Raw genomic sequence first — 12314 nt, forward strand, 5'->3', positions numbered from 1 at the left:
ATTTTCATGGTAAATATGAATTCATACCTACATTTGCTATGGAAAAAGCAGTTGACGTAATACTTAAAATAGTTGAGTTATATACAGAAAAATAATATAAATTATAGCAAGAATATATTATTTGAATGTCCCTAATAAAGGAACCATTATATTTTTATATAATGGTTCCTTTATTACTAAAAAGATAAAAGGCTCATCCGTCGCATCTCTGACTTGTTATTTTCTTTCATATGGTTAACAAGAATATAATAAACAAAAGAAAATTTAAAATTAATAATTTAAGTTAAAGGATTGTTAACAATTTTGTCACCAAACTGTAACATAGAAGTTTTAATATATAACTATAGATAAAACACAAACGGATATATAAAAAAATATATAAATCATATTTTATTATAATTTTCAGTTAAATAATAGTTAATAACTTTTATTTAACCACTTAAATAAATAGGGAGGCAAATTGTATGAACGATAATATTAATAATGAAACAAATGAAAATGAAATTGGTAGTGAAAATAATAATCTAAGTGAGAATATGAATGATTCAAATGAAAACACCGGTGAGGTGGTTAACGAAACTCCTATTGAAAATGTATCTAATAATGAATTTACAGAAAAGCAAAGTGAAACTTTGCCTCTAGAACTTGAAAATATTAATTATACAGAAATAAACCATAAAAATATGAAAAAAGATAAAGGCGGTATGAGAAAGAGAATAGTGTCTTATATATTAGTAGGTGTAATATGTTCTACACTTGGAGGTGTAGGTTCTGGTATTGTTGTGATGAATATGATGAAAAATACAAGTAATACTGTTGCCGTTACACCTAATGCAACTCTTACAAAGAGTTCAAGTGATGCAAAAGCAAAGCTTATTACTACTAATAGTACAACAAATTTAAGTACACCTGAAATTGTAAAAAAGGTAAGTCCTGCAGTAGTTGCAATTTCTACAAATAGTTCTAGTGTAAGTAGCAGTGTGCGTGGACAGGGTGCATCGCAAGAAGGTGTAGGAACTGGAATAATATTTAGTAAGGATGGGTATATTTTAACGAATTATCATGTTGTAAGCGGAGCTCAGAGTATTAAGGTTATGCTTAGCGATGGGAAGGAAGTTTCTGCTAAAGTAATCAACTTTGATGAAGCAGCAGATGTAGCAGTAATTAAATTAGCTGACGACACAGTTGTTCCAGGTGTGGCTGAGTTTGGAAATTCAGATGTACTTGAAGTAGGAGAAACGGTAGTTGCAATAGGAAATCCATTAGGAAAAGAATTAATAGGATCTGTTACTACCGGAATTGTTAGTGCGGTTAATAGGCAAGTGAGTATTGAAAATAAAGATTTGAAATTTATTCAAACTGATGCAGCAATTAATCCAGGTAATAGTGGTGGCCCACTTGTAAATTCTAAGGGGCAAGTGGTAGGAATTAATACCGCCAAGATAAGTGTAACGGGAGTAGAGGGATTGGGCTTTGCAATACCAATTAACACAGTAAAACCTAAAATGGATAGTTTAGTTAAACCAATGCTTAATATAGGAATTGCTTGCAGAGATATTACTGCACAAATGGCGAAAGAAAATAATGTGCCTGTAGGTGTATATATATTACAAGTTAAAGAGTTTAGTGCAGCAGAAAAAGCAGGTATAGTGCCAGAAGATATTATTACAAAGTTTGATGGCCAAAAAATTAAAACTACAGATGAGATAAATAAAATTAAAGGCACACATAAAGCCGGAGATGTAGTTAAAGTAGAATTAGATAGAGATGGAAAGACAACTAAACTAAATTTAACACTTTCTGAATAAATTAAAGCCACTTGCTCATTATAAAATGAGTAAAGTGGCTTTTAATCTTAATATTTATAAGACAATTTTCTTTAAGGTTACCTTTGTTCTTTAATAAGCCCCTTTCTATATGCTGTAAGAAGTAGTTCTAAATCTTCAATTTGATCCTTAATATCTAGGCCTACATCCGTATCTATTACACGTTTACGATTTGTAGATTTTTCTAGAACTATAGTAGAAGAAAGAATATCTTTACCTTCAGCAATAGCCTTTTGCGTAGATTCAAAAGGTGCATGGGAGGCTAAAAGCAATCCATAGGAATTATAAATAAGTGTGTAACCTGCTATGCCTGTTTCTGGCTGGTAAGCTTTAGAGAAACCACCATCAATAACTAAAAGTTTGCCATTGGCTTTTATAGGACTTTCACCTTGTTTAGCCTTTACTGGAATATGACCATTTATAATGTGTGAATCAAGGGGGTTTAATCCAAATTCTGATAATATATTATTACATACTTTTTCATCCTCTCTATATTTATAGTATGGATTCTTAGTTTCTGTATGAGCGCTTTTGTCACTTATAAAATAACGCTCAAATGTAGTCATTTTATCCTTGCCAAATAAAGGAGAATTACAACCACACCACAAATACCATATGGTGTCCATTGCATAAAGCTTAGTTTCTGAATTGGCTTTGCCAAAATAGGCTTCCCTGGCTACTCGTTCAGTTCTATCTATATATGATTTCCCACTGTAAGTAACATTATCTATTTTCATTTTCTTAAAACTACCATCTTCATTTAGTGCAATGCATCCATGATAAAGTAAATTGGAGTTGTAGGTTAAGTACATACTACCTTTAGAGTATAAAAACCGTATATGTTTTTGGAGCTTATCACTATTTGAGAAAGAAGATTTAAGCTTGTCAATAAGTTCCCTTTCATCCTCAGTTAATTTATAAGGATCTTTGGGGTCTATAGTTGGAAAATTAGTATCGTTTAGTGTATATTCTTTTCCATCGATATTTATGGTGCCCTTTTCATAGTCTATTTTATCAAGAAGCAATCTGTCTTGCATTTCATAATGAGGACGTCTTTTTATTATCGCTCCTTCAAGTTTAAATTGAATTATAGAAATAGCTTTATGCATTCGAGACATTAAATTAAGGTCTTTTTCTCTATAATTATTTTCAGGAAAAACTTTAGGCTTAAAGGAGTTACATGGGTCATCATTATAAAAATCTAGCGCGAAGGTTGCAAGGGGCAATAAGTTAATGCCATAACCGTCCTCTATAGTATCTAAATTTGCATATCTTGTTGAAATACGAAGAACAGTAGCAATACAACTTTCACAGCCAGAGGCTGCTCCCATCCAAAGTATATCATGGTTACCCCACTGTATATCAATAGAGTGGTAGTGAATAAGAGTATCTAAGATTATATGTGCTCCAGGACCTCTATCATAAATATCTCCTAGAATATGAAGTCTATCTATAGTAAGCCGTTGAATTAGGTTTGAAATAGCAACTATAAATTCTTTCGCTCTCCCAATTTTAATTATAGTTTGAATAATTCCATTGTAATACTCTTGTTTATTAAAGGTGCTTTGTTGTTCATGAAGTAGTTCTTCAATAATGTACGAAAAATCTGAAGGTAGTGCTTTTCTAACTTTAGATCTGGTATATTTAGAGGAAATGGTTCTACAAATTTCAATAAGGTTATGAAGAGTGATTTTGTACCAATCATCTATGTCATCTTCTTCTCTAAGTGCTAAGTCTAACTTTTGTTCAGGGTAGTATATAATGGTCGCTAGTTCTTTTTTTTCACTATATCTAAGTGAATTACCAAAAATATCGTTAATCTTCCGTTTAATTACGCCTGAGGCGTTCCTAAGAACATGAGTAAAGGATTCATATTCACCATGAATATCTGACAGAAAATGCTCAGTTCCTTTTGGGAGATTTAAGATAGCTTGTAGATTTATGATTTCCGTACAAGCATCTGGAATTGTTGGATACTTGCTAGCCAATAACTTAAGATATCTCAAATCTTCTTCTATAGTATCAATAGATGTATCACTAGAAAATATCATTTTTGACTCTCCTTTATAATGCAATAATTTTATTTGTGTAGCTTATATAATATATAGGCTACACGATATATTATAATACATTATCATGGTATATTGTATTTTTAAAAGAAAATATTTTTTGATTTCATCCGCCTTAAGTCTGTATAATTTGACAAAAACATAACTAAAGTATAAAATTTTTAAGATAATCTATTGAACTACAGATATAAAAAGGAAAATAACAATTTATATAAATACTAATTCACACGTAAGGGGAAATTTTATGGAGCAGATGGAGTATTTGTTTAATATACATTCATTATATAATCTAGCAAGGTACGCTTTTTTAAAGATTGAATCTAATTATGCAAGGACGGTGGAGATTTCTGGAATAACGCTACCACAACTTAGAGTTCTTTGGATTATTAAAGCATTTCCAGGGATTTCACTTAGTAATATTGCAAGGATTGGGTGTTGGAGTTCTCCTACTGTTAGTAATATTATTAAGATTTTAATGAATAAAAAAATGATTTTTAAGGAAGAAAGTATTAATAAAAAGGTATATAAATTTCAATTAACAGAAACGGGTAAGTGGTTCATTAATATAAATAGACAAGATAATAAAAAAAAGTTCTATCTTTTTGATTTAATAGGCTTATTTTCACATAGTGAATTAGATTTTATTATAGATATTTTCACTAAAATCATCATAGAAGAGAAGAAAGAGTTCATTTTTGACTATATTGAGAAGATTAATGAGATGAATTTGAAAATTGATTTAACAGATTTTGATATAAATAAAGTTAGTATTATAAAAAAAACAATTAATATATATAATCTTTTAAGAACATTTATCTTAACTGTTAGAAGTAGTCATAGAGAACCGCTTAAGGAATTTAATGTGACTTATGCTCAACTTCGAGCTTTATGGATAATTGGTGCATTCCCAGGCATCACTTCAAGTGAATTAAGTGAAATCAGTTTTTGGTCACCTTCTACAGTTCATGTAATTGTAAAAAATTTAAATAATAAGAATTTTATTCATAAAGAGAAGGCTTTGATAAAGAATGCTCATTACTTGGATATATCAAAGCAAGGTGAAAGTTTGATAATAGAAGATTATAAAAAAAATCAAAAAAGTTTATTAATCTTTGAAGAATTGAAAGATATAAGTTCGATGGATATTTTAAATCTAAATTCCCTTTTAGCCAGAATGAATAATAGATTAGGAAATTATAAAACAGAAGAATATATAAAAAAAACTTTTGATATTATTAAAAATAGAGCATTTGAAGATTGAAAATATGAAAAGTGACTATGAATTTTTGTAGTCACTTTTCATATTTTTTGATATTTATTCATTACAGTTAAAAGTACCTCAGAATATGACATACATAAAAAAATATATTTTAGATTAGTACATATTTTCAAAGAATAAATAGCAAAGTAGTATAGAATCATTATAAAATTCATAAATTTTTATATAAGGATAAGGTTGCTTTTATAATTAGAAGTATTAATTTTATAAAATTGAAAGGGGGTATAGACATGAATAGAACTTTAAGAACCGTTGCAATTGTTGGAGTAATATTTCTAATAATAACAATGTCTATTATTGGAGGTTACAATAAGATGGTGAGTTTGGAACAAAAGGTAAAGGTCACAGAAGGTAACATAGATACACAACTGCAAAGAAGGTCTGATTTAATTCCTAATTTAGTAGAAACAGTGAAGGGTTATGCTTCTCAGGAAAAAGATATTTTTATAAAAGTAGCTGAAGCTAGGGCTAAGCTTGCAGGTGCTAAGACGGTAACAGATAAAGCGCAAGCTGATAGTGAACTTGGGGGTGCAGTTTCAAGGCTTTTAGTAATAGTAGAAAACTATCCAGATTTAAAATCTAGTCAAAACTTTAAGGATTTAACGGTGGCACTTGAAGGCACGGAAAATCGAATAAGCACAGCAAGGCTTGATTATAATACAGATGTTGGGAATTACAATAGCACAATTAAAAAATTCCCTAACAAAATTATTGCAGGAATTTTTGGATTTGATGAAAAGCCACTTTATAAAGCTAGTGAATCAGCTAAAGAATTACCAAAAGTTGACTTTACTAAATAGGAGTAGAAATGAAGAATTATTTGATTAAATCGAGTAGAAAAATTTGCAGTATTCCATGTAGTGTGCCTATAAAAGCAAAGAATAAGATGAAAATTTTATTTGTATGTATGATAAGTATATTTTTGCTAGGTCAAATAGCAGCTATGAATTTAGCAAATGCTGAAACTAAATATCCAATAGCTACGCAGTTAAAATATGTTAATGATTATGCTAAAGTGCTAGATAGTGAATCAACACAATATATTTTGTCAGTTGGCACGGAATTAGAAACTAAAACAGGGGCACAGGCTACTATTGTGGTTATAGATTCACTTCAGGGAGTACCTATCGAATCTTATGCTACTGGTATTTTTAGAGAATGGGGTATTGGACAAAAGGATAAAAACAATGGGCTTTTGATTCTATTATCAGTAAAAGAGAGAGAATGGAGAGTGGAGGTAGGCACAGGACTAGAAGGAGCTGTTACTGATATATACTCTTCAAGAGTTATGAATGAGTATGCAGTTCCGAAATTCAAGCAAGATCAATATGGAGAGGGATTTAGGGCCGCATACTCAGTTCTAGCGGATAATATAGCAAAAGAGTATAACGTAAAACTAGAAAAGAACATTAATGCTCCAAAACAAGCTCAAACTTCAAACGTCCCTAGAAAAAGCAATGTAATAGTATTAATAGGAGTTATTGTATTAGTTATTTTTGACTTTATTCTTAATAGAGGAAGAATAACTAGATTTATGGTAATGTTATTATTCTGGAGTTCAATAGGTAGGCGTGGTGGAAGAGGTGGTTTTGGAGGAGGAGCATCAGGTGGGGGTGGCTTTGGAGGTGGATCATCCAGTGGTGGAGGTTCTTCTGGGGGTTATTAATATAAGATTTGGAAGAAGATAAAAAAAGGAAAAAGTATATATTACGCGTATTGCAATACGACTAATGCGTTCACTTCGCTAAAGCTTATTCAAATGCATTATACGTAATATATACTTTTTTTACGCATGAAAACATTTCAGTTTTAATTTTATAAAATTAAAAGTATAATATTAATTAGGAATATAAAAATATACTAGCATATAGAAATACTAATTTATTATTCATACATTTACAAAAGAGAGGATAGGTATAAATTATGCGTATAGGAATTGATTTGGGTGGAACTAATATAGTTGTAGGTATAGTTACAAATGAGGGACAAATAATCATTAAAAAAAGTAAACCAACATTAGCTTCCAGGGGAGAAATACTAATAATAGAGGATATGGTTAATCTAATACATAAAACTTTGGAAGTATCTGGTTATTGCATGGAAGACATTGATATGATTGGAATTGGAGTTCCAGGGGTTATTGACTACGATAGTGGAATAATAAAAGCGAGTGTAAACTTAGGGTGGAAAAATGTAGATATAAATAAAATACTTAAAGAGAAAACTGGCAAAAAAATTCTTATAGATAATGATGCAAACGCTGCAGCGGGTGGGGAATACCTATTTGGAATAATGAAAAACAAACTAAATTCAGTTTTTTTAACGCTGGGAACTGGTGTAGGTGGAGGAATAATTTTAAATGGCAAATTGCATAGAGGTAAAAATGGGTCTGCTGCAGAAATAGGACATATGATAGTAGGAGAAAATTTTTATAATTGTGCTTGTGGTAATAATGGTTGTTTTGAAACTTTTGCTTCTGCTACTGCAATAATTAAGTATGCTAAAAAATTGATAAATGAAAATGATCAGGATACAGTAATACTTAGAAAAATAAATAATTTGGAAGAAATTGATGCTAAAATAATTTTTGATTGTGCAAAACAAGGAGATAAATTATCTGTATTAGTTGTGGAAAGATTTGTTAAATACTTTGCTATAGGAATCTGTAATATTATGAATATTTTGGATGTAGAAATGATAGGCATTGGTGGTGGAGTTTCAGCAGCAGGGGGATTTTTTATGGAATTGCTGAAAAGGGATATTAAAAAATACCAATTATTTAAAGACGCACCTGTTTGCAACATAAAAATTGCGGCCCTTGGAAATGATGCTGGTATCATTGGCGCGGCAATGTTAGACAGGCTATAGGGTAAAATTAATTATTAATGAAGTATTTAGGGCCACGAATTTTAATTAAAATAAATCACTATGAAATCTTATTGAATTTGATAAGTTTCATGGTGATTTTATTTTCATGTGCTATGACTTATCTAAAAGTGATTGTTATAGTTTCAAAACCCATATCTAATAGAATACCTTGCAAAAGTATTTTAGTATTAGTATTTGCTTGCTCTAAAAAATCTGTTTTCAATAAATCAGCTTCAACCTTGCTTTTCTCATTACTGATTTCATCTATCATATCCTGCGCACTTAGCTTATTAAATAATGAGGATTTTTCATCATAAAGGAATAAATCATCAGTATTTATTGCATGATCAAAAATTTTTGCTTTTTTCAAGGTAATAATAATTGTTCTATTGTTAACGACAACCTCTAAATCTTTTAAATCTACCCCAGCTTTAATATACCCACTATATTTTATTAAAAATGATTTTTCAGTAAATGGAATAGAGAAATCTTTAAATTTTTTACTGTTTTTTATAGATAATACATTAGAATAGTTGTATTTGACTGTGGATAGTTCTGAAATTTTAGATAATCTTTCGGCTATAACAGTAGAGGATATAACTTTATCATTACTAACATTATTTAAAAAGAAATAGACCATTATTAACCAAGTTGATAAGAATAAAAGTATAATCAAAAAAATGAGTTCATTTTTACGTTTTATAGGTTTGCCAATTGATTCAAAATACATGCTAAACAACTCCTTATAATATTTAATCATATACTACTAGCATATTTATTAAACTTGAAATAATATGCAACAATAAAGTAATCAATGAAAAGTTTTAAGCACTAAGGCATAATAAATAGTATAAAAGCGAACAATTGCTTAAATTTAGTTGTTAACATATGCAAAATAGGATACAATGTAAAAGTGGCATTTCAACATTCGTATAATAACTAAATTTAAATAGGAATTGATAATGCGTGTTACCTTTAATGAAAAGGGTGATATATTTCAACATTCGAATAATAACTAAATATAATTAGGAGCTGATAATACGTGTTACCACTAATTAATGTTCAAAAGGATTGGCTTTCAATATACTTCGTATTTATAATAATTTTAATATTTATACCTGTGGCAATTTATACTAAAGGCTACGTAATGGAATATAAAAAACATTACTCAGTAAAATATATGGTATTTTTAATTATTTTATTTGTAGTTTCAATGATAGGAGTTGTACTTTCTGATAATGGAATAGCATTCCTTGTGTTTTGGGAGATCATGTCTATTTCTTCATTTTTCCTAGTTATTTATGAATATATGAATAAGGAAAGTTTGAAATCAGGAATATTTTACTTTGTTATGACTCATATAAGCGGACTGTTTTTAATGATAATGTTTGCTTTCTTGTATAAATACACTGGTAGCTTTGAATTTAAAGAAATTATGAAGTTTTCTGTGAATTTTTCACCAAATCAAAAGTATATTATATTCATACTTGCACTATTTGGATTTGGAGCAAAGATGGGTATAGTTCCACTGCATGCTTGGCTTCCAAAGGCTCATCCAGCAGCGCCTTCTAATGTTTCAGCTTTGATGTCAGGAGTAATGCTGAAAGTTGCATTATATGGTTTTATAAGAGTAACTTTTATTTTTTTAAGAAGTTTGCCTCTAAATTGTGGAGTTATCGTACTAATAATTGGAACGGGTACGGCAATATTTTCAATTCTAAATGCATTATTACAAAATAATATCAAAAAATTATTGGCATATTCTAGTGCGGAAAACATTGGACTTATTTTTGCGGCCCTAGGGATATCAATGATATTAATAAACTTCAATTTAAAAATGGTTGCCTCACTCGCGCTAACCGCAGCGTTACTTCACTGCTTGAATCATGCGATTTTCAAAAGCCTTTTGTTTCTAAATGCAGGAAGTGTTTTGTATGCAACGGGTACTAAAAATATGAATGAGCTTGGTGGCCTACATCAAAATATGAAGTTTACTGCAATCTGTACCTTTATCGGAACCTGTGCTATTTCAGCAATTCCACCATTTAATGGATTTTCAAGTGAGGTTCTTATACTTAGAAGTTTTATTGAAGCAATAACTGAGGTGACCAATATATGGGTTATAATATTGATTTTTAGTTGTGGCATTATTGTAGCATTAACAAGCGGAGCGGCTTTTTATGCTACTGCAAAATCATTTGGAATCACTTTTCTTGGAAAACCAAGAACTGAAAAAGCAGAACATATAAAAGTCATTCCAACATCAATGAATATCGGGCAGGGAATACTTGCGGTACTTGCTATAGTTACTGGAATATTTTCACCATTTATAATAAGTAAAATATCTTATTATACTAATAATTTATTAGAGATAAGTGGAAAAAGTCCTAGTTTCAAAAATGAAACTGAGATAATAATGTTCACCATAATACTAATTTGTATTACATTTATTTTATATATGTTTAATAAAATAAATTCATCAAACAAAAAACAAGAGATTAATGATACTTGGGCCTGTGGGTATACTCATGACAAACCTTATATTCAGTATACTGGAAGTGGATTTGTTCAGCCAGGTGCAAAGATTTTTGGGGCTATTGCAAATTATAATAAAAAAGTTAATTATAAAGAAGCTATTCACATAAGCCAAATGACTAGTGATATAGTAGAAGATCATTTATATAAACTTAATTTAAAAGTAGTTGATTTTTTAACAAAAAAAATCTTGAAAATTAATTATGGAAAAATTCAATTACATATTTCGTATATCTTTATATCATTAATAATTGCACTTGTTTTAGTTTTGAAATTTGTGTAAGGAGGAATTCATTTGAAATATAATTTAATTTATTTTATTCAAAGCATATTAATTGTAGTTTTCTCACCATTATTTATAGGAATCTTAAAAAAGATGAAGGCAACCCTTAGGGGCTACACGGGATCATCTATTATCCAACCTTATTATGATTTGAGCAAACTATTGAAAAAGGGAAGAATCATATCAAATAGAAGTTCCTTTATAACAGCTATTGGTCCAATGGTTATACTTGCGGCATCCATAACAACGGCTTTTTTCATACCTGTTTTTTATACGAGCATGGAAAAAACTATCGGAAACTTATTTATTCTTATGTTTGCATTTGGAATAGTTAAAATTTTTACAGTGCTAATTGGACTTGATAGTGCAAGTACATTTGGTGGAATGGGATCAAGCCGGGAAGCTTTTATTTCAATGATGGCAGAACCTTTAATATTATTTTTGATAGTTTTTTTATATATTGAAACAAGTGATTTTAATGTTTTTCATATTGCCTTTATTAATAGTGAAATGGTGCACTTTGATACTGCACATCTTATTGCAATGGTAACCTTTATTATTGGAATACTTGCTGAAAATGCAAGAATACCTTTTGATAATCCAGAAACGCATTTAGAACTTACCATGATGCATGAAGCAATGATTTTAGATTTATCAGGTAGTGATTTAGCATATGTTGAACTTTCTTCATATATCAAATTAATTGTATACTTGATTGTTTTAATTAACTGCTTTATTCCCATGGGAATTGCAACAACAGTTACAGCGGCAGCATTGTTTCTAGGGTTTTTGAGCTTTATATTTAAACTTTTATTTTGTTTGCTAGGAATTGCTATTATAGAAACAACTTTTGCTAAGTCTAGATTATTTAGAGGTGCAGAATTGTTTCCAGCCACGGTATCATTGGGTATTATAGCAATTGCTTTAATTTATATTTTATAAGGAGAAAGATTATGATAGAGACTTTACTTACAATTATATTAATATCTAGCATTTATATGTCTGGAGTAAGACGAATAAAACTTATTACACAAGGATTTATATTTCAGTCAGCAGCCATAGGACTCATAGCCCTAAAACTTGGATATGATACAGGGGAAGTGCATTTTTATATTTTAGGGATTTTAACAATAGTAACTAAAGTTATCATAATACCGCTAATAATAAATGAATCTGTAAAGAAATTGAAGATAAATAGAGAAATGGAACTAATAGTAAGCGGATTTATTTCGTATATTTTAACTGGAATAGGGATAATGATAGCCTTTGGACTTTTGAACAAAACTCATGATAATTTTATAAAGGTTGGAATCGCACTATTTATTATAGGGATTTTGCTTATGGTAGCAAGAAAAAAAGCTATCACGCAAATGATAGGATTTTTAATCTTTGAAAATGGTATCGTACTCTTTGAAATATCATTAACCAAAATGTCCCTTGTAATTGAGGCAGGA

Annotated in this window: 10 protein-coding genes; 8 read left to right on the top strand and 2 right to left on the bottom strand. The window is 29.7% G+C overall.

Annotated features, from left to right (window positions below):
• Nucleotides 1-464 precede the first annotated feature (464 nt).
• The gene (locus JJE11_RS06445) at nt 465-1808 is read left to right on the top strand and encodes a trypsin-like peptidase domain-containing protein (protein WP_291633767.1); all 1344 of its coding nucleotides are present in this window, start codon (nt 465-467) and stop codon (nt 1806-1808) included.
• 77 nt (nt 1809-1885) lie between these two features.
• Here JJE11_RS06445 and JJE11_RS06450 read toward each other — a convergent pair whose 3' ends face one another.
• Nucleotides 1886-3877 carry a fructose-1,6-bisphosphatase gene (locus JJE11_RS06450; RefSeq protein ID WP_291633769.1) on the bottom strand — a complete coding sequence of 664 codons (1992 nt, stop codon included), beginning with the start codon at nt 3875-3877 and terminating at the stop codon, nt 1886-1888.
• A gap of 262 nt (nt 3878-4139) precedes the next feature.
• Between JJE11_RS06450 and JJE11_RS06455 the strand changes: the two genes are divergently transcribed.
• The 4 genes from JJE11_RS06455 to JJE11_RS06470 all read left to right on the top strand — a co-directional run bounded on the left by JJE11_RS06455 (nt 4140) and on the right by JJE11_RS06470 (nt 8042).
• Complete coding sequence (locus tag JJE11_RS06455; RefSeq protein ID WP_291633771.1) at nt 4140-5156, top strand: MarR family transcriptional regulator; 1017 nt, start codon at nt 4140-4142, stop codon at nt 5154-5156.
• Nucleotides 5157-5404: 248 nt separating this feature from the next.
• Nucleotides 5405-5974, top strand: coding sequence for a LemA family protein (locus tag JJE11_RS06460; protein WP_291633773.1), 570 nt, complete (start codon nt 5405-5407; stop codon nt 5972-5974).
• Between the two features lie 107 nt (nt 5975-6081).
• Entirely contained in the window at nt 6082-6840 is a 759-nt protein-coding gene (locus tag JJE11_RS06465; RefSeq protein WP_291633785.1) for a YgcG family protein, read from the top strand.
• A gap of 257 nt (nt 6841-7097) precedes the next feature.
• Nucleotides 7098-8042: an ROK family protein gene (locus tag JJE11_RS06470; RefSeq protein WP_291633775.1), complete on the top strand. Its 945-nt coding sequence runs from the start codon at nt 7098-7100 to the stop codon at nt 8040-8042.
• Between the two features lie 118 nt (nt 8043-8160).
• Here the strand turns inward: JJE11_RS06470 and JJE11_RS06475 are convergent, their stop codons facing one another.
• Nucleotides 8161-8772 carry a DUF4230 domain-containing protein gene (locus JJE11_RS06475; protein ID WP_291633777.1) on the bottom strand — a complete coding sequence of 204 codons (612 nt, stop codon included), beginning with the start codon at nt 8770-8772 and terminating at the stop codon, nt 8161-8163.
• A gap of 312 nt (nt 8773-9084) precedes the next feature.
• Here JJE11_RS06475 and JJE11_RS06480 point away from each other — a divergent pair, with 312 nt between their 5' ends.
• From JJE11_RS06480 to JJE11_RS06490, 3 genes are all read left to right on the top strand, one after another.
• On the top strand, nt 9085-10860 hold the full coding sequence (locus tag JJE11_RS06480) for a proton-conducting transporter membrane subunit (RefSeq protein WP_291633779.1): 1776 nt from the start codon (nt 9085-9087) through the stop codon (nt 10858-10860).
• 12 nt (nt 10861-10872) lie between these two features.
• Nucleotides 10873-11802 carry an NADH-quinone oxidoreductase subunit H gene (locus tag JJE11_RS06485; RefSeq protein ID WP_291633781.1) on the top strand — a complete coding sequence of 310 codons (930 nt, stop codon included), beginning with the start codon at nt 10873-10875 and terminating at the stop codon, nt 11800-11802.
• Between the two features lie 11 nt (nt 11803-11813).
• Nucleotides 11814-12314: hydrogenase (locus JJE11_RS06490; RefSeq protein ID WP_291633783.1), on the top strand; the 501-nt coding region annotated here is incomplete at its 3' end.

Origin of the sequence: Clostridium sp., from assembly GCF_016650095.1 — a bacterium.
Classification (GTDB): domain Bacteria; phylum Bacillota; class Clostridia; order Clostridiales; family Clostridiaceae; genus Clostridium_AD.

Coding starts and splice junctions, on each gene's coding strand:
- JJE11_RS06470 (WP_291633775.1), top strand. CDS start 7,098: ATGCGTATAGGAATTGATTTGGGTGGAACTAATATAGTTGTAGGTATA.
- JJE11_RS06455 (WP_291633771.1), top strand. CDS start 4,140: ATGGAGCAGATGGAGTATTTGTTTAATATACATTCATTATATAATCTA.
- JJE11_RS06465 (WP_291633785.1), top strand. CDS start 6,082: ATGATAAGTATATTTTTGCTAGGTCAAATAGCAGCTATGAATTTAGCA.
- JJE11_RS06475 (WP_291633777.1), bottom strand. CDS start 8,772: ATGTATTTTGAATCAATTGGCAAACCTATAAAACGTAAAAATGAACTC.
- JJE11_RS06460 (WP_291633773.1), top strand. CDS start 5,405: ATGAATAGAACTTTAAGAACCGTTGCAATTGTTGGAGTAATATTTCTA.
- JJE11_RS06450 (WP_291633769.1), bottom strand. CDS start 3,877: ATGATATTTTCTAGTGATACATCTATTGATACTATAGAAGAAGATTTG.
- JJE11_RS06445 (WP_291633767.1), top strand. CDS start 465: ATGAACGATAATATTAATAATGAAACAAATGAAAATGAAATTGGTAGT.